Genomic DNA, 22,409 nt, shown 5'->3' on the forward strand with positions numbered 1-22,409 from the left:
GCAGTTCCCTTCCATAATAACAATCTGTCGCTACCCGCGCATACTGAAAAATTCCTTAACCTGCGCCGTGTGGTAGTACCGCTGCGCCGCCATGAGAATCTCAGCGGGCGTGGGTGCGGGACGCAGTGCAGGGGCATTTTCGCTGTGCGGATATTTTTTGCGCTTTTTGTCGAGCTCCTTCTTTGCCGCGTCGAGCGGCGTGTCGGGCAGCTCCTTGTACGCCTTCGAGTTCGAATACTCCATCCACTCGCGCTGATAGGCGCGCAGTTGATAGACGTGCTCCGTATCGAGCGGCGTGAGCTTTGTCCCCGTCAGCGCGGAGCGGCGCAGCTCATCCTTTTCCGCAGGCGTGAGCGCGCGGTGTCCGCCAAACGCCTGTGTCGCCTGCGGCATTTCCTTGCGCGGGGATTCCTCCGTGCCCGGCGCATCCGTGTCCGCACGCTGCGCCGCGGCATCCGGCGCGGCATCCTTGCCGATCGCGTCGCCCGCGATCGCGGCGTTCATCTCCGCGCTGCTCGGCTCTGCCGGCATATCCAGAGCAGCGGCTTCTCCGCCCGTATCCGGCACGCCGTCAGCTCCTGCGGTAGACGCAACAGATGTCCCCGCCGCAGCTGCACCGCCTCCGCCGCCCTGCACCGCACTCCGGAGACTCGGTGCCTCTGCACCGCCCGTCGCGCGCATCTCCGCGAGCACCGCGATGTTCGCAAGCGTGACTGCACGCAGTGCCTCCTCCTTCGTCTTGGCACGCTTTAAGGCGCGGGCGAGTTCCTCGCGGCGTTCCTCAATACGCGATACCTTCTCATAGAGATCGGGATCATGATCCTTGAGGTACTGCTTATCCGCGCCCGAGAGCTTTTGCCCCTGCCGCAGCTTCTGCCGGATGCGCATAGAGCGCAGCTCATCGCTCTCCTGCACCTGTGGGAGGAGCGCGGCGGACTGCGTTTTCTTCATGTCCTGCGGCATCCCGAGCGCCTGCGCCAAACTCTGTCCCGTACGCAGACGGTAGTTCATATCACGCCGCAGGTTTTTCATCCGTGTGTAGTCGCCGATGCGGCCGATCGTTTCAAACATATGCATATGCTTACCTCCGTGTAATGCAAAAACGCAATATTTCTCTATGATATTATCGGCGCAAGCGCCTAATAGATAAAGCATCTCAGCGCTGTATCCCCTATTTTACCCCATTTTGGGCAAAAAGAAAAGCCGGTCGCCCGGCTCGTACTCCCTGCGTCTCCCTTTGGTCGTCCATGCACTCTATTCTTTCTTAATAAAAAATTGCAGTGTGCAGACACTAATCCCCCCGCCAAGTCCCGAATGCGCGCATTCACCAAGGCGGACAAATCGTTCCGAAGGCATATGATTCATCCACGAACCATATGACAGACAGGAAATTTACGGGTGTTAATGTAACACATTTATCATTCTAATGCAAGTGATATTGTGAACAAAATTTCATTTTTTTCATTGCAGGTGAAATTTCAATGAAAAATATATTGACAAAACATCTTAAAAGGTACAGAATAACCTAGTATCATGGATTGTATTTTAGGGATTACGGAAAGTGGATCGTACCTCTGGGAAAGGTATTAAGGGGGATTTTTTATGGGAAAACGGCTTCCAATCGGTGCACAACTCAGCGGTCTTTTGGGCAGCGTTATTGCGCTGATGGTTTTGCTTCTCGGCGTCGTTCTATACGAATTTGATACGACGAGCGGTGCTTATCAGCACTTGCTCTCCGTAACGGTAGACAACTCCATCACCTTGCTGCGTGCGGAAGACGACTTCCATCAAGGGCTCAGCGAGCTCCGCTCTTACGTAGTGACAAAAGACAGTGCCGCTGCAAGCCGTACAGAGGACGCATTAAAGAAAGCGGAGGATCAAATCACTCGTTTCTCTGAGAACGCCGTCAATCCGGACAGCAAGCAGCTCGGCCAGCAGCTGCGTACGGGCATACATGAATACAACGAACATACCAAGCGTGTCATTGCGGCGTATCAGAGCGGTGATGCCAACGCCTACGAAGCTGCGCGGAGCGAGCTCTATAAGCAGACAGAGGATGTAAACAGTCTCTTTGAAAAGACCGCCGACGTCCAAAAGCAGGTACGCACCGGTCAGATGGAGGATCTGAACGATAACGCGCACCATATCTTTATCATTGCTCTTGCCGCAAGCCTCGTCGGCATCATCGCCATCATCGCATGCGCGACATGGTACGCGCGCAAACTGGCGCGGCGTCTCATGAACCTGCGCAACGATGTCGGGAAACTCGGCAAGCTCGACCTCTCCTTCCCCGGCACGCGCGCCACATGGAACGATGAGATCGGCGATATGGCGAATGAGCTGATCGATATGAAGAACGCCCTGCATGACATCGTCCGCTCCATTCAAAGCGAGGCGGACGGTCTCTCGAAGGAGAGCGAAGCGCTCTCCGGCTCTGTCCAGTCGCAGATGCAGGTCTCCGAGAGCATCGCGCACACGATCACCGAGGTGGCAGCCGACGCGACGCACAACAACGACAGCATCGGCGAGATCTCGACCGCCATCGAGCAGGTCAGCGCACGAACACAGGAGATGAGCGCGAGCGGCGCCTATGTCACGCAGACTGCGGACGACGCCGTCGCCGATGCCAAGGGCGGCATGAAGTACATTCACGAGCTCGTCCAGCAGAACGAGACGGTCGCCGACTCCATGACGGAAATCTCCCGTGTGTCCGAACAGCTCGTCACAGGATCGGATGCCATCAAGAATGTCGTCACAACCATCCGCGAGATCGCCGGGCAGACCAACCTCCTCGCACTCAACGCCGCCATCGAAGCGGCACGCGCGGGCGAAGCAGGACGCGGCTTTGCCGTGGTCGCCGAGGAAGTGCGCAAGCTCGCCGAGCAGAGTTCCGCCGCGACAAACGAAATCGAGCAGACCATCGGGCGCATGATTGAGAGCATTCAGGTTGCCGCCGGCGCCATCTCGAACGCCGAGGAAAAAGTGGACGCGAGCAAAGAGGTCACTGTCGAAACGGAGAAGAGTTTCAACTCGATTCAAAAGCGTCTCGAGGATGTCCGCGCCAGCATCACGCAGATCAGCAAAGCCGTCGACGAAACGGCGGGCGATATGCAGGCTGTCGTCGGCAATGTCCAAAGCATCGGCACCGTCGCCGAAAAGACAGGGGCGAACGCCGAAAACGTCGCCGCCGCCTCCGAAGAGCAGAGCGCAAGCCTGCACGACGTGAGCGACAGCGCCGAATCCCTTTCGCACACCGCCTCAAAACTCAACGACATCACATCAAAATTCAAACTCTAACAAGAAAAGGTACATCGTATGCCGGGCATCTCCCCGTGCACGATGTACCTTTTTGATATTTATGCCCCTTTATCTCCCTACCTACATGGGCAGTCCCGGCCATTGCCTTATGCGAAAAATAAAATAGGGATTTTTATTTTTCTATGATTTGACGCTTGACATTTCACGCAGCAGGTCTTATAATCAATACAAATGAACATCTATTCATATGTAGCATATGAAGGAAGGGGAAATTACCATGAAAAAGGCATTCAAACTGAGCGAGCTCGACTGCGGACACTGCGCACAGGAGATCGAGGAAGCCGTGGCAAAGCTCGAGGGCGTGAACAAGGTTCGCGTGAACTTTCTCAGCGAGCGTATGACACTCGATGCCGACGACGCGCGTTTTGACGAGATCCTTGGTGAAATCAGGAAGATCATCAAGACGATCGAGCCGGGCGCCACGTTCGAAGGCTGATCTTTTAGTTTAGAAGGAGAAGCAAGATGTCGAAAAAACAGAAGCAGATGCTCTATCGCATCGGCGGTGCGGCGGCACTCTTCATCCCCGGCATGATCCTCGAACACTCCGGGATCGGCATGGCGCTGCTCCTTGCCGCCTATGCACTCATTGGCTGGGACATTCTCTGGCGTGCCGCCGTCAACATCCGGCACGGGCGCGTCTTTGACGAGAACTTCCTCATGTCGATCGCGACCATCGGCGCAATTCTCCTCGGCGACTACTCCGAGGGCGTCGCGGTCATGCTGCTCTATCAGATCGGCGAGTGGTTCCAAGCCTACGCCGTGCAGCGCTCCCGCCGCTCCATCTCCTCGCTCATGGACATTCGTCCCGACACTGCGCGTGTGCTGCGCGGCGGCGAGGAGGAGGAGGTATTCCCGGATGAGGTCGAGGTCGGCGATACGATCCTCGTGCGCCCGGGCGAACGCGTCCCGCTCGACGGCATCATCCGCAAGGGCGAGGGACTGCTTGACACCTCCGCGCTCACAGGCGAATCCATGCCGCGTGAGGCGCATGAGGGCGACGAGATCATCAGCGGCTGCATCAATCAGACGGGCGTCCTCGAGATCGAGGTCACAACGCCGTACGAAGAATCCACCGTCGAGCGCATCCTGTCGCTCGTCGAGGAGGCAACGGACAAAAAGGCCACGACCGAGGCGTTCATCACACGCTTTGCCCGTTGGTACACGCCCGCCGTCGTCATCGGCGCGCTGCTGCTCGCCATCGTCCCGCCGCTCGTGACAGGCGATCCGTTCGCGGGCTGGATCTACCGCGCGCTGACCTTCCTCGTCATCTCGTGCCCGTGCGCACTCGTCATCTCCGTCCCGCTCTCCTTCTTTGCGGGCATCGGCGGCGCGAGCCGCGCCGGCATCCTCATCAAGGGCGGCAACTACCTCGAAGCGCTCGCCAAGGCAGACACTGTCGTCTTTGATAAGACCGGCACGCTCACAAAGGGCAGCTTCAGCGTCACGGACGTTCTGCCCGCGAACGGGTTCTCAAAGGACGAGGTACTCTTTTACGCAGCGAACGCGGAACGCTACTCCACACATCCCATCGGCGTCTCCATCGTGCGCGCCTTCACCTCGGGCGGGCACTCGACGGAGGGGACGGACGTGCACGCCCTCGAGGAAAAGGCGGGGCGCGGCATCTCCGCACACATCAACGGACGCATCATCCTCCTCGGGACGGTGGACTTCCTCAAGGCAAAGAACACCAAGGATATGCCCGCCATCCCGCACGTCGGTGCGGTTTGCCTTGCCATCAACGGACGCTATGCAGGCGTCGTCCACATCGCCGACGAGGTGAAGGATGATGCAAAGGTCGCGGTCAGCGCCCTCAAGGAGCGCGGCATCGGCGAGACCGTCATGCTGACGGGCGACTCGAAGTGGATCGGCACATCGGTCGGCAAATCGCTCGGCATCGACACCATCCACGCCGAACTCCTCCCGCAGGACAAGGTCGCACAGGTCGAAGAACGCCTTGCGGGTCGTAAGGAGGGCGCAACGCTCGCCTACGTTGGCGACGGCATCAACGACGCCCCCGTGCTCGCGCGCGCGGACGTCGGCATCGCGATGGGCGCGCTCGGCTCGGATGCCGCGATTGAGGCGGCGGACGTCGTACTCATGACCGACGAGCCGAAGAAGATCGCAACCGCGATCGACATCGCACGCAAGACCATGCGCATCGCTTGGCAGAACATCATCTTTGCCATCGGCATCAAGGGCATCGTCCTCGTCCTCGGCGCACTCGGCATGGCGGGTCTCTGGGCGGCAATCTTCGCCGACGTCGGCGTCACCGTCCTCGCCATCCTCAACGCCATGCGCGCACTGCATGTGAAAGAATAAATCCAAAAACGAACCCGGCAGCATCGACACCGAATCGTCGATACTGCCGGGTTTTTTCTATCACATTAAAATAAATCAGTATGTGATCCTGTTCTTGTTAGATACAAAATCAGTTCTTTCTCAAGAATCTCATAGACTAAAAGCCAGTCGGGTGTAATATGACATTCCCTACATGACGCATAGTTACCGGTAAGCGCATGGTCTCTGTTCTTTGGTGGAAGCCCCTCACCGTTCGCAAGCTTTTTAATAATCTCAGTCAGGAGATCTATATTGTAACCTCGCTTTTGTATACGTTTCAGATCCTTTTGAAATTTTGTCGTTGGCCGTACGGTATATTTCACGCCAACAGCTCCCGCATCATCTCATCGACATCCGTATACGTTTTTCCGAGAGAGGGATTCTCCTTCATACGTCGAACTTCCTCAATCGCCTCTAGGGTTTCCGCATTCGGCAGAGAATCTCCCACATCGAAGGGGATGCGATACTCGCTCACCGTCTTCCACGCAAAAAGATTAAACGCTGTCGTCATGCTGATACCCATATCGCTGCAAAAATCATTAAACGCCGTTTTCAGATCTCTATCCATGCGAATGCTCACACTCGTCTGCGACACCATGATCACTCCTTCCTTATCATCAGTGTAAAACAGCTTGAAGATACTGTCAACATACAGCTAAAAGCCGCATATTATCCCCTTCGTCCGGAGGACAAACGATGCGGAAGCAGCACGAAACTCCAGCATCATCATCTTTATACGGATAGTAAGTGACGCGGAAGTTTGAAGGCAGAACAAGGAACAAGAAAAATCCAAGGGCAGGCGTAGTTAAGACCTACGTCAACTGCAGGATTTTTCGCAGTGACACAGCTATGCGCCAAAATCCCGCGTCACGCCTCCCCCTCTATAAGCAACGCTAAGTGACGTGCAAGCTTGGATGTATAGCTAGGCATGAGGAGAATACAAGCGAAGGCGTAGTTAAAAGCTACGTCGAGCGCAGTATTCGACAAATAACGACGCTAGACGCCAAGATCGGACGTCACGCCTCTCCGCGGCGACCATGGTACAGACACCACGGCTCCTCCGCCATATAATCCCCGCCGTGATAATACGCGGCGCGGGCGCGGCAGCCGCCGCATGACTTCTTATAGCTGCAGGAGCCGCATCCGCCGCCGTAGTCGAGTGTGCGGAGCTTTTGGAACACTTCGTTCTTTGCCCAGATCTCATCGAACGGGGTCTCGCGCACGTCGCCGAGTTCACGGTTGAGATAGGCACAGGGCTGCACCTTGCCGCGCGGACTGATGATGCAGTACGTCAGTCCCGCCAGACACCCGCGCGTGAAGCGCGTCGGCGTGCCGATCTGATCCGCGATGCGCAGGAACTGCGGCGCGCAGGTCGGTTTCAACTCGATGTCCACAGTTTCCTGTTTTTTCATGATGCGCGTGAGGACGTCCTCGTACGCCTCGGCGCGCAGCGACTCCTCCTCAATGGTCTCGGCGCGTCCTGTCGGCACGAGGAAGAAGAAATGATGCGCCTTCGCACCGATCTCGACGGCAAAATCCGTCATCGCCTCGAGTTCGTGCTGGTTCCAGTCCATGACCGTTGTGTGGATCTGAAACGGCAGTCCGACCGCGCGGCAGTTCTCCATGCCGCGCACCGCACCCGTCCAGCCGCCCGGATACGAGCGGAACGTGTCGTGCTTCTGCGGGTCGAGCGAGTCGAGCGAGATACCCATGCCGCACGCGCCCGCGTCCTTGAGTGCCTGTGCCATCGTGCGGTCGATCAGCGTGCCGTTCGTGCCAAAGACAGGGATCAGCCCCAGTCCGCGCGCGTAAGCGACCAGCTCGATGATGTCGGGGCGCGTCAGCGGCTCGCCGCCCGAAAAGATCATGATGCGAAAGCCCGCCTTTGCGATCTCGCGCAGAAGCTTCTTTGCCTCCTCGGTGGAAAGTTCCTCCTCCGCACGGCAGCCCGCGTCGCGGTAGCAATGTGCGCAGTACATATTGCACGCGTTCGTCGTGTTCCACGAGATAATCTTCACGCCGCCGCCCGCAACACCCTGCGGATGTCCGCCCGGTCGACCGCCGGGATGTCCCGCTCCGTGCGGGTGTCCCCCGGGATGCCCGCACGGATGCCCCGGAGCGTGCGGATGACCCGACCCATGAGGATGATGCACCGCAGGCATGCCCGGATGTGCGCTCCCCCCGTGTGGGCAGAACACCTCTTTGCACACTGCGGATGCCGCACACGCCTCCGGCGCGCTCACAGTGCCGCCTCCCGAAGCCCGATCTCCTCATCCGTCAGATAGCAGGACGGATCGGACTCCCAAAAATCCCCCGTCCGCGCCTCGGCGCGCGTGCGGAAATTCCCGTTGCACCAACTGAGATATTGGCATTTCGAGCAGCGCCCCTTCAGCAGCGGCTTACGATCCTTTAGCCCTGCGAGAATCGGGTGCGTCATGTCCTGCCAGATCTCGCCGAACGGGCGCTCTCGCACGTTTCCGAAGGTATGATGCTGCGTGAACTGATCAGGATGCACATAGCCGAGCGGATCGACCTCACCGAACGCGATGCCCGAGCGGTTGCCGCCGTTCGCCCCGATGAGCCTGCGGATCTGCTCGGCGCCGGCGTCGTTGCCCTCCGCGAGCGCCTTGATATACATATAGACCCCATCGCAGTGGTTGTCGACGGTCAGAATCTCCTTTTTGAGTCCGCGCTCTTCAAAATCCTTTGTCCGCGCGATGATCGTGTCCATCGCGCGGCGCGACTGCTCCGCCGTCACGTCCTCATCCATCATCTGACCGCCGCGCCCGGAGTAAACGAGATGATAGAAGCAGACGCGGTTGATGCCCTTTTCCTCGATGAAGTCAAAGATTTTATCGAGCTCCATGATGTTGTGGTGGTTGATGGTAAAGCGCAGCCCCACGCGCTGCCCGACCGAGACGCAGTTCTCGATGCCCTCCATCGCGCGCCGGTACGCGCCCTCGACGCCGCGGAACATATCGTTCACATCCGCGAGCCCGTCGAGCGAGATACCGACGTAGCCGACGCCGAGATCCTTGATGCGCTGCGCGACCTCGCGTGTGATGAGCGTCCCGTTCGTCGAGAGCGTCGGACGCACCCCGCGGTCGCGCGCATACGCCGCCAGCTCGAAAAAATCCGGACGGATCAGCGGCTCGCCGCCCGAAAAGAGCAATACGGGCACGCGAAAATCGGCAAGCCCGTCGATGAAGCGTTTTGCCTCCTCCGTCGTGAGCTCTCCCGCGTATTTCTGCCCGTCCGATTCCATATAGCAGTGGCGGCAGCGCAGATTGCAGGTGCGCGTCGAGTTCCAGACGACGACGGGTCCCATGCCCTCCGCCGCGCCGTTTCTCATGCGGTGCGCGTTATGCCCGTAACGCAGCGCGTCGCCGTAGTGCTCGTCCATAAAAAGTAGTTTCGTTACGCTGATCATGTGGAGCCCCTATCCTAAAATACAATACACAGAACTAGGTTATGCCTCATTGCTCGCCCGGATGCCGTCGAGCAAGAGCTTTGTCTTGAGCGCGATATTTTCTTGAAACGAGAGATCGAGCCGGCTAAACGCCGCCGCCTGATAGAGCGAGTGGAACATCTCCGCGATGAGATCCACGGGCACGTCGCGGCGAATCTCGCCCGCCGTCTGCCCCTGTGCGATGATCTCCGTAAAAATTTGCTTGATCTGCGGTGTCATACGTCCGCCGCCGGGATGCCCCCCGTGGTGCGGATGCGGCGCGTCCACGGTCTCCGCACCTCCATGCCCCCCCGTCTCCGTATCCTGGGGTCCCGCATGTCTGGATGCCGCGAGGAACAACGGCATCACAAAGCGATTTTCATCGAGGAACTTTGCCGTCACACGCGCACCGACCTCAAGGAGCTCGAGCGCAGTGCGATCCGCCGCCCGCGCCTCGGTGAGCGCCATACGGATGGCATCGCCGAGCCGGCTAAGAAGCGAGAACAGGAGATCTTCCTTCGACGTAAAATAATTGTAAAACGTCCCGATCCCGAGATCCGCTGTCCTCATGATGTCCGCAACCGACGTATCCTTGTAGCCGTTCTTCGAGAACTCGCTGACCGCCGCCTCGAGAATCATCCTGCGCGACTGCATCTTCTTGCGCTCGCGCCGTCCCATCATCGTCTCCAACAAAAGTCCACCCTTTCTTCAAATCCTTACATGCGTATTATATAGGAAAAAACTTCGTTTGAAAAGCAAAAAATGAATCCCATTCATATTTTCATTCTCAATTAGTCGATTGAAACAGCCAAATCCAAGGCAACAAAAAAACGCCGACCAAAGTCGACGTCCATACGTTCATCAAAATGGTGACCCAGGAGGGATTCGAACCCCCGACCCTTTGATTCGTAGTCAAATACTCTAATCCAGCTGAGCTACTGAGTCACGTTGTCTTGCGACGGTGATTATATTAGCATCTTTAGAAGAACGTGTCAAGGGAAAATTTTTCATACAGACACCGCCGTATCCTCTTGCAGGTACCGGAATCAAGCGTTCCACACATCCTACACCGCGGCTTCGTTCCCATGCGGACGGATTGGTGACGAGACAGGGGAGGTTCTATCGCCCGTCTCCTCCGCTGCGAAAAAATGCCAGCGTCCGATAAACGCTCTCCAAGTCGCTTCCCGTATGGCGCAGGAATATTTTCAAAAACAGATAGAGCGCATCAAGCCTGCCGAAATACGTACATGCACGTGCCGCATAGTGCGGCTGCCTGCCGGCATAAACGCGGAACACCGTTTCCGCAAGGCGGTCGGCATCCGCACCGGCTTCCTTGAAGATGCTCTGCACAAAGAGCAGCACGTCGCGCAGGATACGTTTTTCACGCGGAAGCCCTATAAGGATGCCGTCCTCAAAATCGATCAGCATCACGCGCGTACCGTCCCACATCATATCCTTGAGCGCAGGCCGCCCATGATGCAGTCCCAAAGCATGCAGACGCGCCAAATCTTCCGCGCCGGAAGACAGCATCTCTTCCTTCTGTGAGAACGGCACATCCGCTCTCCCCACGAGTTCCGATACCCGTGCGCCGCAGTCGGCAAGCGCCAGCCAGCCGTCCCCGGAGGCATATACTTCCGGCACCCCGACACCGCGCCGCGCCAGCCGATCCAGACGTCCCGTCTCAAAATGCAGCGCCTTTTTCCCGTTTGGATTTACCCCCGGCTGCAAAATTCCAAGTCCCAGCACGAGGCATGCGCAGCGCGCGAACCGCAGCCAACGCTCGTTGCGCACGGACTCTGTCTGTTTGACCCAGATTTTTCGCCCTTCGTATATAAACCAGAAAATGCGCTTCTCCGGGTGTTTTTTTAACTCTTCGCCGATGCGTATGTTCAGGTCTCTCATCTCTCCTGCCTCATTGATACGCATCTCCATCACCTCCTTATGCTGCCGACAGACTTTCCGGAGGAGGAATCACGCCGTATTGCCCAACAGCGTGCCCCGTTACTCCGGTTCTCCCCACACACCGTCACGAAAAAGGCGCGTCAGCCGCACGGAAACAAGGTCGCCGCGCGTGACGGGAGCATCGGTGTAGACGCGGATATAGGTGTCCGTGAGCCCGTCCGTAACGCCGTGCGCCGTCGTTTCAAATAGGACATCCGTGACCGTGCCGAGCGCTGCCCGGTGATAGCCTACAGCGAGTTCCTCAGCGAGCGCCTGCATCCGCGCCGCACGTTCCTTGCGTATGGGCGCGGGCACCTGATCGGGACGCCGTGCGGCGGGCGTTCCCTTCCGCGCGGAGTACGGGAACACATGCATCCGCGCAAAGCCCATCCGACGCACGAAATCAAGACTCTCCTCGAACTGTGCCTCCGTCTCGCCCGGGAATCCCACGATGATGTCCGTCGAGACCGCAACGCCCGGCACGGCGCGGCGTACATCCTCGATGAGACGTGCGAACGCCGCCGTATCATAGTGGCGGTTCATCGCGGTAAGAACGCCGTCGCTCCCCGCCTGGAGCGGCAGATGCAGGTGCGCTGCAAAGCGCGGCTCGGTGCGGATGAGCTCGAGCAGATCGTTCGACAGCTCGACCGACTCGAGTGAACCGAGCCTCAGGCGCCTCAGCTCCGGCAAAGAGAGTGCGGTACGGCAGGCATCGGCAAGCGTCGGGCGCCCGGGGAGGTCGATGCCGTACGCGCCGAGGTGAATGCCCGTGAGGACGATCTCATGGAATCCTGCCGCTGCGATCCGCTCCGTTTCACGCCGCACGGCGGCGAGCTCACGCGATTTGACAGGACCGCGCGCATAGGGGATGATGCAGAACGTGCAGAAATTTTGACAGCCGTCCTCGATCTTGAGAAATGCACGCGTGCGCTGCGGCATGTGCGCGAGCGGGATATCCTCGAACGTCCGCGCCTGCATGATGTCCGTGATCTGCCCCGAGATGCCGCTCTCCGCGCGCATTGCCTCCTCCACATAGTCGACGATCTGTGCGCGTTCCTTCGTCCCGATGACGACGCGCACGCCCTCGAGTGCGCGAATCTCCTCTGGCGCGACCTGCGCATAGCAGCCGCAGACCGCGATACAGGCGCGCGGATTCGTCCGTGCCGCGCGGCGGATGATCTGGCGCGACTTGCGGTCGCTCAGATGCGTCACCGAGCAGGTATTGACGACATAGACATCTGCGGATTCCTCGAACGGCACGACATCGTAGCCGCGCGCGCGGAACAGCCCCTCCATGGTTTCCGTTTCAAATTGATTGACCTTGCAGCCGAGCGTCATGAATGCAACTGCGCTCAAGACGCACCTCCTCCCGTTCATTATATTACTATTGTACCACAAAGCCGCTATGAACAATAAATTTTTTCTTCCAAAGTGATGACATTTCCTAAAAATGCGATATAATAAGTACAAGAAATTGTTCCCATGCCATAGACCACGGAGGGGGGATATTTATGGCGAGCATTTCACAGATGACCGGAGCGGCACGCTCCATCTATTCGTCGCTTTACAGCAATAGCTCACGCATGGACGCGACCGCCGCGCTCTTCGGAGGGAATACGAAGCGCGGATCGTCGAGTCTGTTTTCCGCGCAGTACCGCGCGCAGGATTCGAGCGCACAGGAACTGAACTCGATTTTTTCGATCGCAAATCAAGCGGCACAGCTCCGCAAATCCTATGCCGAGAGCAGTTCGAAGTTCTACAAGGAATACGATTCGAACATGAAGGATCTGCGCAAATCTGCGGGCACGGTCAAGACAATGAGCTACGAACTTGACAGCTCCGATATCAGGGCGAACGCAGACGGCTCCAAGACCTACAGCGACCGCCTGAAAACAGCGATTGGGAATGTCAAAGACCTCGTCGCGCAGTACAACGAGACGAACGCGTTTCTCGCGGAGAATAAATCGGCAGGTCCCGGCGTACAGCGCCTCGCTGCCGATTTCTCGGATACGACGTACAAGGCGGATTCCTATGCCAAGATGGGCATTACCGTCAACGCAAAGACGGGGCAAATGACGGTGAATGAAAATCAGCTCGCGCGCGCACTTACGAGTTCGCCGGCACAGTCAGAGGCGATCCTCGGAAAGGACGGTCTCGCCGGACGCGCAGATCGTCATGCACAGCTCGCACAGAGTTCGCGCAGCCGCGTGCTGCCGACCATGCAGGAATCCATCGGCAAGCAGCTCAGCTATGCGGAAGGACTGCTCACAGGCGGCTCGCTCAGTACGATGTCGCGCTACTCGAACATGCTGAACCTGTTCAGCATCTATGTATAAGGAGAAATAGGGAATGGATCTCACAATGGATATTGCACAGATGTCGGTCAATATGCATCAACAGCAGGACATGCAGAGTCTCGGCATTGCCGTCGCCAAGATGGCGATGAACGCGAGCGACGACGCGCTCGAACTCCTTGAGGAGACCACGGCAAGCGTCGATCCGAACCTCGGCAATGTCGTCGACGTGTCTGCCTAAGGATCATATTTGACGAAACAATGCAAGCAAAAATCCCAACCGCCGCGTACGGTTGGGGATTTTTTATGGATCATTTCGAGATGCGGCCCTGTGCCGTCTGATAAACAAGATCGTCCGCCCGTATGCCGATCACGATGATCACCATCCGCTTCTCCGTGCGCAGCAGGCGATAAACAATGCGAAGACCTTGCCCTCTGAGCTTGATTTTAAGCAGTCCCGCAAGCGCGGTGCCGGCGACATTCCCGAGTGGCTTCCCGTAGCCGCCCTCCGTGTTCGGCAGCGGATTTTGTCGTACCTTTTCAATTGCCTTGACGGCGATCTGCCGTTGACTGCCGTCAAGACGCGTGAGATCGTCGGCGGCTTCCGGCAGAAAATCCACCGCCCATTTCATTCGAACACAACCTCGTCGCCGTCCTCACATGCCGCAGGCGACATCCCCATATTTTTGCAGACCTCTTCGAACGGGATACACTTCTTTGCATCGAAGTCGCGCAGTCGCTCCGCTGCGAGCCGGGCGAGCTGCATCTCGTGCAGTTCCTCGCGCATCTCTTCATATTGCTGCGGAGAAAGCAGCACGCATTCCGGCGCATTGTTCTTGATCACGACCGCCATACCCGACCGCTTGACTTCGGAAAAGATTTGTCCCGCCTTCCCGCGGTTGAACGCGGTGATGGGCACGGTCTTATTGAGCGGTGCTGCTTTTGCCATGCGATCCCTTCTTTCCTAGGGATATTATATCAAAAAGCAGCGAATATATCAACAAATTCATCGATATTCTGCTCGCTAAACAGACGCGCCCCGCATTTTCCCAAACCGAAAACAAAAAAGCTGCCCGATGCGCATTCACCGGCGATTGCGGGGGCAGCTATTTTAATGTCTCTTTACCGATTCTTCTTTCGGAACTCCTCCATAAATGCGGCAAGTTTTTCGACGCCTGCAAGCGGCATGGCGTTGTAGATGGAGGCGCGCATTCCGCCGACGCTGCGGTGTCCCTTGATGCCGGAGAGCCCACGCTCCTTGGCTTCGGCGACGAATTGCTCCTCGAGCGTGGGACTGCCGAGCCGGAACGTGACGTTCATGCGCGAGCGGCTGCCCTTTTCCGCGTGCCCGCGATAGAACCCGTCCGAGCCGTCGATAACGCCATAGAGGAGCGCGGCTTTTTCCGCATTGCGCCGCCCCATCTCGGCAAGTCCGCCCTGCGCCTTGATCCACGCGGCGACCTTGCCGACCATGTAGATGGCGAAAACGGGCGGCGTGTTGTAGAGCGAGTCGTTCTTTTGGAACGTGCTGTAGCGCAGCATCGTCGGCAGCTCGGCGGGACTGCTCTCAAGCAGCGACTTTTTCGCGACGTTCAGCACGACGCCCGCAGGCCCGAGATTTTTCTGCACGCCCGCATAGATGAAGTCATAGCGCGCAAAATCCCACGGGCGAGAGAGGATGTCCGAGGACATGTCGGCAAAGAGCGGGATGCCGTTCGTCTCGGGCGTATAGTGATACTCCGTGCCGTAGATCGTGTTGTTGAGACAGATGTGGAGATAGGCAGCATTCGGCGCGATATTCAGCTCCTCCTGCGCGGGCACGCGCGCATAATCCTCCTCCTTCGTCGAGGCGGCGACCGTGCCGACATCGAGCCGCACCGCCTCCTCATACGCCTTCTCCGCAAACGATCCGGAGAGTGCGTAGCTGCCGGGATGCGCCACCGAGGCAAAATTCAGCGGGATGAGCGCAAAGGTCTGGCTCGCTCCGCCCGCGGTAAATACAATGTCATAATCCGCGCCAAGCCCCATCAACTCGAGAATGTCCGCCTTTGCCCGCGCGTGTACCTCTTCGTACGCAGGCGCACGGTGACTGATCTCAAGGATGGACATGCCCGTCCCGCGAAAATCCGGCAGTTCCTCCTGCACCTCGCGCAGTACCTCTTCGGGCAGAACGGCGGGACCGGGGTTAAAATTATAAATGCGTTCGTTCAAAATATTTCCTCCTCGCTTATCCGTGCTTCACTCCGGATCGTCCGCATCGCCCGCGCACTCCACGCGCGTCATGCGGATCTCGGCGACGCGCGCACGATCCATCCGCCGCACCTCGAATGTAAATCCGTTCCAATCACATGTCTCACCGACGGCAGGAATGCGCCCGATCTGCGCGGTGACGAATCCGCCGAGCGTCTGAAAATGGTCGTGATCCTCGTCGGGAAGCTCTTCGATGCCGAACTCCTCCTTGAACTCGTCGATCGGATACAGCCCGTCAAAGACCCAGCTCGCCCGCTCCTCCGCACTCATGCGAGCGCCCGTGGGCGCATCGCCGTCCTCGCTGCCGATGATCTCCTCCATGATGTCGTCCATCGTGATGAAGCCGACCACGCCGCCGTACTCGTCGAGCACGACCGCCTCGTGGATGTCGCCGCTGCGGAACTTCTCGAGGACGCGCAGTCCCTCCATCGTGCGCGGCACAAAGAGCGGCTTTTTGATGTAGTCGGCAGGGTCGATACTCTTGCCGTCGAGCATCGCGTCAAGAAGCTCCTTTGCATAGATCACGCCGCGAAAATCGTCCAGGTTCTCATACGCAACCGGAAACACGTCGTGCGGCGTCCTGCGGATAATGCGCAGCTGCTCACGCCGCGGCTCCGCCAAATCGATCCACGCGATACGTGTGCGCGGCGTCATGAGTGCGGACGCAGTCTGATCGCTCATGTGGAAAATACGATCCACCATGTCCTGCTCCGCCTTCTCGAACGTGCCGTCCTCCGTCCCCTGCTCCATGAGATCCTTCACCGCATCCTCCGTCGCAGCGGCGCGATCCTGCGGACTGATGCCAAAGAGCAGCAGGAGCCCGCGCGAAACCGACACGAGCGCCGCGCTCGGCAGCGACGTGAGCCGCGTCAAAAGGCGGATGCTGCGGTGACTGCGCAGGAGAATGTCCTCCGGGCGGCGCAGCGCGATCTCCTTGGGCAAAAAATCGCCAAAGAGCAGCGTCAGCGCGGTCATGACGACGATGCTCAGCACGAGCGCTGCGGCAAAGACCTCCATCCCCGGCAGGAGATGTGCGAGGAATCGCCCGAACGCGGGCGCAACGAGCAGTCCCATACCAAGCCCGATGAGGAGACTCATGCAGGTCACGCCCGCCTGCGCCATCGCGATGGGCTTTTCCGGATGCTCGAGCAGCGCGAGCGCCGCCGCCGCATCGGGATTGCCGTCGAGCGAAAGCTTTTCGAGACGCCCGCGGTGCGAGCCCGTCAGCGCCGTCTCGATCTGCGAAAAATACGCGTTCGCCGACAGACACACAACGAGCAATACGAAACAGATCAGATCCGAAGCAGAACTATCCAAGAGGAAGCCATCTCCTTTGATCGAGAAGAAATATCCTTGTTGTCACAGCGGCTGCACGCCGTGCTCCATGCGCTCTCCCCGCCCATAAACACACGAAAATTCACCGGCTCCGCCCCCGCCGCACGGAATGCGTCGTGCACCTCCGGTGCGCAGACGGCGCGCAGCTCCGCCTCGAAGTTGTGATCCCAGAGGCACGCGGGGATGAGAACGGCATTGTCCGTGCCGGGATGCATCATGACCTCGGTCACGCCGTCCACAGATGCGCGTACAATCTCTGTGAGAACGCGCGTATCCACAGCCTCGCCCGCGACGATGCCGGCGAAGCGATCGGGCGTCCGTATTCCGCGCCGACGCGCCATGACCGCTGCACGACGGGCAAGCACCGACAGCCCCGCACGCCCGACGATCTGCCCGACGCCGCCGAACGCCCCCGCAAAGAGCGGTGCACGCGGCGCACGCATCGCAGGTATCGCGGCGGCGGTGCAGAGGTCGAGCACGATGTCGATGACGCCCGGCAGGACGTGCATGTGCTGATGACTGTCCGCGTGCGTCGGTCGGATGCCCGCCGTCTCCACACGACGCAGCTGCGCCGCGAGCTCGGCGCGCACCTCATCAAGATTGACCTGCCCGCGCAGGAGATGAACGGCAAAGACATTGTGATCGTCATAGAAGACGCCCGCCTCCGTCACGAGCGAGGGAATCTCTCGGGGCGGCAGGACGGGAGTACCGTTGACGAGCGTCAGATGGATGCCGACACCAAGTGCCGGCGTCCGCTGTGCAAGCAAAACCGCATCGTCAAACGCCGCGCCGCCCGGCATCAGCGTCGCCGAGCGCAGCACGCCGTCCTGTACGCCGCGCTCCACCGCGCGGTTGATGAGCACATGCCGCCCAAAATCGTCCGCATTGACAATGATCCGCTTCAAAACTCTCTGCACCGCCGTTTCCTTCTCCGTGTTTCAGCAAAATTACCGTTTATTATACCGCAGAGCGCCGCTCCCGTCCACCCATCGCGCCGTTTCCATGCACAGGAGCGCATCCGGGGGCATTTTTATGCACACGCGATATATATCCGGTCGACGGAGCATCGTCATGTATTCGCAGGCAGCCTGTCGCTCCGAACCTTTACCATCGTGACCAAGCTCCGCTGCCGAAGATGATGCCTCCCGTGATCGACGCGCCGCGCGTGCCGCCGCTCACCGTGTCCGGTACCTCTGCCGACACATAGATGCCCGTATCCGTCAGACCTGCGACAGCGAGCACTGCCTTGTCTCGAAGCTCCCGATACGTCTTGCGGTCGATTTCCACCGTAAACTCCTGCGACGCCCCCGGCTCAATGGCAAACGTCTGGAATGCCTGCGTAAACGCCATCGTATTTGACCAGCGCCAAATCTCCTTCCCCTTTGCATCAAGCAGCGCAAAATCATAATCCTGCCCCGTCGGATGCTCGACCATATAGAGGCTCTCCCCCTCGTTGTGCACCTTGAGTTTCAGCAGCAGCCGCCCGCCTTTTTCCTCAACGGTCAGCTCCTCGGCAACATCATGCACGCGTACGCCCGCATAAGAGGTGCGCTGCAGCCGCGCCCCTCCGTGATGTCCCGCCGGGAACGTAATGCCGATACCGCCCCCAATCCCCGCCTCAGCCGGATGCACAGCAAACGTCGAAGGTATGGTGATTAACGACGCAATCAGCGCAATGCCGAATCTTTTTTTCGTTATTTTCATAGGACAATCCTTTCTGCGTACAAAAATTGGATATGCTTATTAAATTCGACGACGCAGAGAAATTTACCTTTTTGATATGCAGAGGATCTGCCGTGCGCTTTTATATAAGGAATTTACACACTTTACTTGACAACCCTATTTTCTTTTTGTCAAAGATTCTCCCGAGCTCGTTCAGTGCATTGCTTGTGTCTCTGCTAAGGGCTGAAAGGTCTTGATCCCGGTGTTCACGCACGTCAATACTGCCCGGCACGCTGCCGTGCCGGGACAGGAAAATAGTTTTTAGGACTGAAGCGGTATCAATCGGATATTCCTTGCGCCTTCAAGAACGCCGCCGTTATATCCTCTTGCAGCTGATATCCAACCGTAAGAAAATCTTTGAGTTCTTTGTAATTACGAAAGACAGGCATCGAGTATGTTTTTTCCGGTTTGAACAGAAAACGCTCTAAATTGATAAGTCGATCACCAGCATAATACTTCTTGTCTCTCCTAGCATACCACATCAGATCAATCATACCGTATTTTGTATCTATGTGATACCAAAACTCATAAATGCCGCGCTTATTGGTCGAGCGAAAGAAATTTTCACTCTTCCAAAGCTTTACATTTTGATATCCCACCTCCGAAAGAATCTCTAGTACGCGTTGGTTGTCATAGTTCTCAAAGCTGTTCTTTGCACCAATAGCATATGGTATGCAGAGTGCCTGGTAGCGCTCCACAAAGTTGATGCTGCTCAAAATTTCTCTCATTTCGTTATCCGAAATTCGTTCCACGATCTATTCCTCCCGAAATCGGAGTGGATTTTCCCTTTGCTGTAGGAAGCGCTGTTCTCTATATTGATATCTGTGCCAATCGATGATCACAGGATGAATTTTACAAGCCAACCTGCATGATAAGGCGACGATTATTTATGTCATCTTCATGCGTAAATACGATCGTCCACTGCAATGTTTCGTCTGTAAGATATACATCTTCCGGGAAAAAATGCGCATGATCCAAAAACAAATTGTAATCTACACGCACCATAGTTTTCTTCCCAAATTTCCAATAGTCTTTGATATAAATCAAATCCTTAGAATGATTGTCCCAAAAGATTAATATTTTTTTAATATTTTTCTATACTCTTCAATCTGTTCTTCATGAATAAATGTTGGCGACTTCAAAAAATCCCATAAATATCCCATATAACGTAAACCATCAGAGAAAGGGTATAGATCTTCAATGTATTCTTTATAATCTTCAGCATACGTATCAATATATTTATTTATATAGAGCTTCCGATATGCTTCTGCTTTACGATCCTCCAATATTTGTATTTCTTTCTTGAAATTTTCCAGTTCCATATGGTCTGACTACCTCCTGTATTCTTATCGTCCCTTTTTTCCCAGTTGCCGTGGTGTAATTAATATGCGGATATCTATGCCGACTATTAAAGCCTTCTTTATGCGCTGGTTCCGCTCTTAATGGCGTTCCTCCGGCTTCTTTGATTAAGGTTTCGGCTTCATCTTGAGTCACAATAGTACCGTTGATTCTTTCTATGTCTCCTCCTTGTTCGACTGATTTAACATTCTCTTTCCATAGTTTATCTCCTCGCCAGCCTTTCCCTCCTATCCCCCGCTCCGGCGTTGGTGTCTCGACTCCCTTTCTACTAGAAAAGAATGCATAAAGGTCTTTTTGTGCATTCTCCACGCCTCGATAGGCACTCGTGCCACCATGCACAACTAGAGTGGCTCCCTCAGCAACAAGTCCCGGTGTTGCGACAGCACCGCTTCCCGTTATTGCTAGTCCACCACCGCCTCCAATGCTCATAAGACCAAGAATAATTTCATGCGTCCCTGCGTATATGGAGGCTGTATCGCCAAATAATCTGCCTGCAAGATACGATTTCGAGGCGGACACATATGGGTAACGTCCCCTTATTCCTCGGAATATTTCTCTCATGATGCCGAACGACATGTTCGTATCAAATCTTTCGAGGGCTCCGGATGTAAAATCAGCCACGTCTTGAGAAAAAGGAGATTTTGCTAAAACTTCTATTTCGTCCATGCGGTAAAAAGGAAACCGTTAAAGGCTACATGATCCTGATAGTACTTGTTATTTAATTCCCTTGCGGTTTGAGTTTTTGCTTCTTCTTTCTCTTTTTCTTCCTGTTCTTTGTCTTTTTCTAGATACTCTGCCTCTATCGCTCGCCGTTCATCTTCGGTAGTGGCTTCTGCTAAGCGGCGTTCTTTTTCGTTGTAATCTTCCTCCCTCAGAAGGTTCCACTTCGTCCCACTCGCGGCCGCACTCGCACCCGCGCCCGCCGTTCCGCCGACTGCCTTAGCTGCTGCCGCACCAACGATGGCGCTGACGATTTGTGCTGCGCCCGGGTCATGCTTGGCAATCTTGTCGATTTCCTTAATCACGGCTTCGTTCAGCCCCGCACCTACGGCACCTGAAGTGAAGCCCGCGCCCGTGACACTGCTCATGATGCCGCCGATGGCTGCGTGGACAAGGATCTTTCTGCCGCTCCCGTCGTCCTTGAGGTTATGGGCGAGTCGGTATGCCTCTTCACCAAAGACGGCGGCTAGCTCCTGCTGCTCTTCTATTTTCTTCTTGTCAAAGATTCTCCCGAGCTCGTTCAGTGCATTGCTTGTGTTTCTGCTAAGGTCTGAGAGGTCTTGATTCTGGTTTTTACGCACGTCAATACTGCCCGGCACGCTGCCGTACCGGGACAGGAAAATAGTTTTTAGGACTGAAGCGGTATCAATCGGATATTCCTTGTGCCTTCAAGAACGCCGCCGTTATGTCCTCTTGCAGCTGATGCCCGATGATAAGAAAATCTTTGAGTTCTTCATAATTACGAAAGACGGGTCTCGTGTGCCTTTTTTCCGGGTTGAACAGAAAGTTCTCTAAATTGGTAAGCCGACCACCGGCATAATACTTCTTGTCTCTCCTAGCATACCACATCAGATCAATCATACCGTATTTTGTATCTATGTGATACCAAAACTCATAAATCCCGTGCTTGTTTGTTGAGCGAAAGAAATTTTCACTCTTCCAAAACTTTACATTTTGATATCCCACCTCCAAAAGAATCTCTAGTACGCGTTTGTTGTCATAGTTCTCAAAGCTGTTCTTTGCACCAATAGCATATGGTATGCAGAGTGCCTGGTAGCGCTCCACAAAGTTGATGCTGCTCAAAATTTCTCTCATTTCGTTATCCGAAATTCGTTCCACGATCTATTCCTCCCGAAATCTCGTTCTTGAATTTTATTCGTTAGGGAGACTAAGATAGCTATGATAGCCCCACTGAAAGCGCTCTTGCACTTTTTCAAGTAATTCTTCGCAGTAATTTATATATTTAATATATTTTCTGTTGAGACACAACCCCTCATCAGTTGTTTTGAAAAAAATAATTGCGCCCTGTAACAGAACGCCTAAGAACTCTTTTTCCGGCAGCCAATATCGTTTATCGTTCCAATCGGTATGAAGCTTTATAAAACCGTTCAGGTGTTCTTTAAAAGATAGATCCCCTGGGTGGTCTGGCATACAGAAGTGAGCTTCTCCGGTATTTAAAATTTCTTCTACGGCCATAGCAAAATATATCCAAAGAGATACCATAGGATCCCAATCACTAAACGACAATATTGGATCATCATAGTAACTTAGTAAAATCGCACCTTCCAGGTATTCTTTGTCAACATACTGAGCAATTTTTCTAATCCCTTCGATATCCGTTACTTCTGTGAAGATTGTAGGATCTATATGATCAAGGTCTAAAATGGTATAGCGAAGATCCAATA

General features: G+C 56.0%; 25 protein-coding genes and 1 tRNA gene. 5 read left to right on the top strand and 21 right to left on the bottom strand.

The window, feature by feature from the left end; genetic code table 11:
- Positions 1-30: 30 nt before the first annotated feature.
- Positions 31-1,077: a hypothetical protein gene (locus HMPREF9162_RS10870; protein WP_009439551.1), complete on the bottom strand. Its 1,047-nt coding sequence runs from the start codon at positions 1,075-1,077 to the stop codon at positions 31-33.
- A 525-nt stretch (positions 1,078-1,602) separates the two neighbouring features.
- Between HMPREF9162_RS10870 and HMPREF9162_RS10875 the strand changes: the two genes are divergently transcribed.
- From HMPREF9162_RS10875 to HMPREF9162_RS10885, 3 genes are all read left to right on the top strand, one after another.
- Positions 1,603-3,297: a methyl-accepting chemotaxis protein gene (locus HMPREF9162_RS10875; protein ID WP_009439296.1), complete on the top strand. Its 1,695-nt coding sequence runs from the start codon at positions 1,603-1,605 to the stop codon at positions 3,295-3,297.
- A gap of 238 nt (positions 3,298-3,535) precedes the next feature.
- The gene (locus HMPREF9162_RS10880; RefSeq protein WP_009439357.1) at positions 3,536-3,754 is read left to right on the top strand and encodes a heavy-metal-associated domain-containing protein; all 219 of its coding nucleotides are present in this window, start codon (positions 3,536-3,538) and stop codon (positions 3,752-3,754) included.
- A 26-nt stretch (positions 3,755-3,780) separates the two neighbouring features.
- The gene (locus HMPREF9162_RS10885) at positions 3,781-5,637 is read left to right on the top strand and encodes a heavy metal translocating P-type ATPase (protein ID WP_009439494.1); all 1,857 of its coding nucleotides are present in this window, start codon (positions 3,781-3,783) and stop codon (positions 5,635-5,637) included.
- Positions 5,638-5,702: 65 nt separating this feature from the next.
- Here the strand turns inward: HMPREF9162_RS10885 and HMPREF9162_RS12100 are convergent, their stop codons facing one another.
- The 8 genes from HMPREF9162_RS12100 to mtaB form a co-directional block, all read right to left on the bottom strand.
- Positions 5,703-5,978: a type II toxin-antitoxin system YafQ family toxin gene (locus tag HMPREF9162_RS12100; RefSeq protein ID WP_009350622.1), complete on the bottom strand. Its 276-nt coding sequence runs from the start codon at positions 5,976-5,978 to the stop codon at positions 5,703-5,705.
- The gene (locus tag HMPREF9162_RS10890) at positions 5,975-6,253 is read right to left on the bottom strand and encodes a type II toxin-antitoxin system RelB/DinJ family antitoxin (protein ID WP_009439382.1); all 279 of its coding nucleotides are present in this window, start codon (positions 6,251-6,253) and stop codon (positions 5,975-5,977) included. The genes HMPREF9162_RS12100 and HMPREF9162_RS10890 overlap by 4 nt, the downstream gene beginning before the upstream one ends.
- 418 nt (positions 6,254-6,671) lie before the next feature.
- On the bottom strand, positions 6,672-7,817 hold the full coding sequence (nirJ2, locus tag HMPREF9162_RS10895) for a putative heme d1 biosynthesis radical SAM protein NirJ2 (RefSeq protein WP_232208082.1): 1,146 nt from the start codon (positions 7,815-7,817) through the stop codon (positions 6,672-6,674).
- Between the two features lie 77 nt (positions 7,818-7,894).
- Positions 7,895-9,085 carry a putative heme d1 biosynthesis radical SAM protein NirJ1 gene (nirJ1, locus tag HMPREF9162_RS10900; protein ID WP_009439488.1) on the bottom strand — a complete coding sequence of 397 codons (1,191 nt, stop codon included), beginning with the start codon at positions 9,083-9,085 and terminating at the stop codon, positions 7,895-7,897.
- A gap of 39 nt (positions 9,086-9,124) precedes the next feature.
- On the bottom strand, positions 9,125-9,781 hold the full coding sequence (locus HMPREF9162_RS10905; RefSeq protein ID WP_009439406.1) for a TetR/AcrR family transcriptional regulator: 657 nt from the start codon (positions 9,779-9,781) through the stop codon (positions 9,125-9,127).
- 189 nt (positions 9,782-9,970) lie between these two features.
- Positions 9,971-10,048: transfer RNA gene (locus HMPREF9162_RS10910), tRNA-Arg, on the bottom strand.
- A 174-nt stretch (positions 10,049-10,222) separates the two neighbouring features.
- The gene (locus HMPREF9162_RS10915) at positions 10,223-11,029 is read right to left on the bottom strand and encodes a hypothetical protein (protein WP_009439295.1); all 807 of its coding nucleotides are present in this window, start codon (positions 11,027-11,029) and stop codon (positions 10,223-10,225) included.
- Between the two features lie 75 nt (positions 11,030-11,104).
- Positions 11,105-12,421 (bottom strand): tRNA (N(6)-L-threonylcarbamoyladenosine(37)-C(2))-methylthiotransferase MtaB, encoded by a 1,317-nt coding sequence (gene mtaB / locus HMPREF9162_RS10920; protein WP_037350641.1) that lies wholly within the window; start codon positions 12,419-12,421, stop codon positions 11,105-11,107.
- A gap of 134 nt (positions 12,422-12,555) precedes the next feature.
- Between mtaB and fliD the strand changes: the two genes are divergently transcribed.
- Together fliD and HMPREF9162_RS10930 are read left to right on the top strand one after the other, a co-directional pair.
- The gene (gene fliD, locus HMPREF9162_RS10925; RefSeq protein WP_009439439.1) at positions 12,556-13,380 is read left to right on the top strand and encodes a flagellar filament capping protein FliD; all 825 of its coding nucleotides are present in this window, start codon (positions 12,556-12,558) and stop codon (positions 13,378-13,380) included.
- Between the two features lie 13 nt (positions 13,381-13,393).
- A complete protein-coding gene (locus tag HMPREF9162_RS10930; RefSeq protein WP_009350612.1) occupies positions 13,394-13,579 on the top strand; it encodes a YjfB family protein in 186 nt (61 codons plus the stop codon).
- A 70-nt stretch (positions 13,580-13,649) separates the two neighbouring features.
- Here HMPREF9162_RS10930 and HMPREF9162_RS10935 read toward each other — a convergent pair whose 3' ends face one another.
- The 12 genes from HMPREF9162_RS10935 to HMPREF9162_RS10985 form a co-directional block, all read right to left on the bottom strand.
- Positions 13,650-13,970: a type II toxin-antitoxin system RelE/ParE family toxin gene (locus HMPREF9162_RS10935; RefSeq protein ID WP_009439468.1), complete on the bottom strand. Its 321-nt coding sequence runs from the start codon at positions 13,968-13,970 to the stop codon at positions 13,650-13,652.
- Positions 13,967-14,287: a type II toxin-antitoxin system Phd/YefM family antitoxin gene (locus HMPREF9162_RS10940; RefSeq protein ID WP_009350611.1), complete on the bottom strand. Its 321-nt coding sequence runs from the start codon at positions 14,285-14,287 to the stop codon at positions 13,967-13,969. Before HMPREF9162_RS10940 ends, HMPREF9162_RS10935 begins: the two co-directional genes overlap by 4 nt.
- A gap of 173 nt (positions 14,288-14,460) precedes the next feature.
- Positions 14,461-15,549, bottom strand: a complete 1,089-nt coding sequence (serC, locus tag HMPREF9162_RS10945; RefSeq protein ID WP_009439500.1) for a 3-phosphoserine/phosphohydroxythreonine transaminase — start codon at positions 15,547-15,549, stop codon at positions 14,461-14,463.
- A gap of 27 nt (positions 15,550-15,576) precedes the next feature.
- A complete protein-coding gene (locus HMPREF9162_RS10950) occupies positions 15,577-16,905 on the bottom strand; it encodes a hemolysin family protein (protein ID WP_009439536.1) in 1,329 nt (442 codons plus the stop codon).
- Positions 16,881-17,828, bottom strand: a complete 948-nt coding sequence (locus tag HMPREF9162_RS10955; protein ID WP_009439324.1) for a ChbG/HpnK family deacetylase — start codon at positions 17,826-17,828, stop codon at positions 16,881-16,883. Before HMPREF9162_RS10955 ends, HMPREF9162_RS10950 begins: the two co-directional genes overlap by 25 nt.
- 199 nt (positions 17,829-18,027) lie before the next feature.
- Positions 18,028-18,627: a BsuPI-related putative proteinase inhibitor gene (locus tag HMPREF9162_RS10960; RefSeq protein WP_009439521.1), complete on the bottom strand. Its 600-nt coding sequence runs from the start codon at positions 18,625-18,627 to the stop codon at positions 18,028-18,030.
- 296 nt (positions 18,628-18,923) lie between these two features.
- Entirely contained in the window at positions 18,924-19,397 is a 474-nt protein-coding gene (locus HMPREF9162_RS10965; RefSeq protein WP_009439375.1) for a hypothetical protein, read from the bottom strand.
- Positions 19,398-19,718: 321 nt separating this feature from the next.
- On the bottom strand, positions 19,719-19,967 hold the full coding sequence (locus HMPREF9162_RS12825) for a hypothetical protein (RefSeq protein ID WP_009439528.1): 249 nt from the start codon (positions 19,965-19,967) through the stop codon (positions 19,719-19,721).
- The gene (locus HMPREF9162_RS12425; RefSeq protein ID WP_139057105.1) at positions 19,918-20,670 is read right to left on the bottom strand and encodes a hypothetical protein; all 753 of its coding nucleotides are present in this window, start codon (positions 20,668-20,670) and stop codon (positions 19,918-19,920) included. Before HMPREF9162_RS12425 ends, HMPREF9162_RS12825 begins: the two co-directional genes overlap by 50 nt.
- On the bottom strand, positions 20,658-21,323 hold the full coding sequence (locus tag HMPREF9162_RS10975; RefSeq protein ID WP_009439313.1) for a hypothetical protein: 666 nt from the start codon (positions 21,321-21,323) through the stop codon (positions 20,658-20,660). The genes HMPREF9162_RS12425 and HMPREF9162_RS10975 overlap by 13 nt, the downstream gene beginning before the upstream one ends.
- Before the next feature lie 46 nt (positions 21,324-21,369).
- The gene (locus HMPREF9162_RS10980) at positions 21,370-21,843 is read right to left on the bottom strand and encodes a hypothetical protein (RefSeq protein ID WP_009439397.1); all 474 of its coding nucleotides are present in this window, start codon (positions 21,841-21,843) and stop codon (positions 21,370-21,372) included.
- A 33-nt stretch (positions 21,844-21,876) separates the two neighbouring features.
- Positions 21,877-22,407 (bottom strand): hypothetical protein, encoded by a 531-nt coding sequence (locus HMPREF9162_RS10985; RefSeq protein ID WP_254655392.1) that lies wholly within the window; start codon positions 22,405-22,407, stop codon positions 21,877-21,879.
- Positions 22,408-22,409 lie beyond the last annotated feature (2 nt).

This window comes from Selenomonas sp. oral taxon 137 str. F0430 (genome assembly GCF_000183625.1).
Classification (GTDB): Bacteria; Bacillota; Negativicutes; order Selenomonadales; family Selenomonadaceae; genus Centipeda; species Centipeda artemidis.

What these genes read in the sequence shown, in the direction of transcription:
- HMPREF9162_RS10905 (WP_009439406.1), bottom strand. Translation starts at nt 9,781, where the DNA reads ATGGGACGGCGCGAGCGCAAGAAGATGCAGTCGCGCAGGATGATTCTC.
- HMPREF9162_RS12425 (WP_139057105.1), bottom strand. Translation starts at nt 20,670, where the DNA reads ATGGACGAAATAGAAGTTTTAGCAAAATCTCCTTTTTCTCAAGACGTG.
- HMPREF9162_RS10885 (WP_009439494.1), top strand. Translation starts at nt 3,781, where the DNA reads ATGTCGAAAAAACAGAAGCAGATGCTCTATCGCATCGGCGGTGCGGCG.
- nirJ2 (WP_232208082.1), bottom strand. Translation starts at nt 7,817, where the DNA reads ATGCCTGCGGTGCATCATCCTCATGGGTCGGGTCATCCGCACGCTCCG.
- nirJ1 (WP_009439488.1), bottom strand. Translation starts at nt 9,085, where the DNA reads ATGATCAGCGTAACGAAACTACTTTTTATGGACGAGCACTACGGCGAC.
- HMPREF9162_RS10880 (WP_009439357.1), top strand. Translation starts at nt 3,536, where the DNA reads ATGAAAAAGGCATTCAAACTGAGCGAGCTCGACTGCGGACACTGCGCA.
- HMPREF9162_RS10890 (WP_009439382.1), bottom strand. Translation starts at nt 6,253, where the DNA reads ATGGTGTCGCAGACGAGTGTGAGCATTCGCATGGATAGAGATCTGAAA.
- HMPREF9162_RS10940 (WP_009350611.1), bottom strand. Translation starts at nt 14,287, where the DNA reads ATGGCAAAAGCAGCACCGCTCAATAAGACCGTGCCCATCACCGCGTTC.
- HMPREF9162_RS10875 (WP_009439296.1), top strand. Translation starts at nt 1,603, where the DNA reads ATGGGAAAACGGCTTCCAATCGGTGCACAACTCAGCGGTCTTTTGGGC.
- HMPREF9162_RS10915 (WP_009439295.1), bottom strand. Translation starts at nt 11,029, where the DNA reads ATGCGTATCAATGAGGCAGGAGAGATGAGAGACCTGAACATACGCATC.
- HMPREF9162_RS10870 (WP_009439551.1), bottom strand. Translation starts at nt 1,077, where the DNA reads ATGCATATGTTTGAAACGATCGGCCGCATCGGCGACTACACACGGATG.
- HMPREF9162_RS10935 (WP_009439468.1), bottom strand. Translation starts at nt 13,970, where the DNA reads ATGAAATGGGCGGTGGATTTTCTGCCGGAAGCCGCCGACGATCTCACG.
- HMPREF9162_RS10930 (WP_009350612.1), top strand. Translation starts at nt 13,394, where the DNA reads ATGGATCTCACAATGGATATTGCACAGATGTCGGTCAATATGCATCAA.
- fliD (WP_009439439.1), top strand. Translation starts at nt 12,556, where the DNA reads ATGGCGAGCATTTCACAGATGACCGGAGCGGCACGCTCCATCTATTCG.
- HMPREF9162_RS12825 (WP_009439528.1), bottom strand. Translation starts at nt 19,967, where the DNA reads ATGGAACTGGAAAATTTCAAGAAAGAAATACAAATATTGGAGGATCGT.
- HMPREF9162_RS10960 (WP_009439521.1), bottom strand. Translation starts at nt 18,627, where the DNA reads ATGAAAATAACGAAAAAAAGATTCGGCATTGCGCTGATTGCGTCGTTA.
- mtaB (WP_037350641.1), bottom strand. Translation starts at nt 12,421, where the DNA reads ATGAACGGGAGGAGGTGCGTCTTGAGCGCAGTTGCATTCATGACGCTC.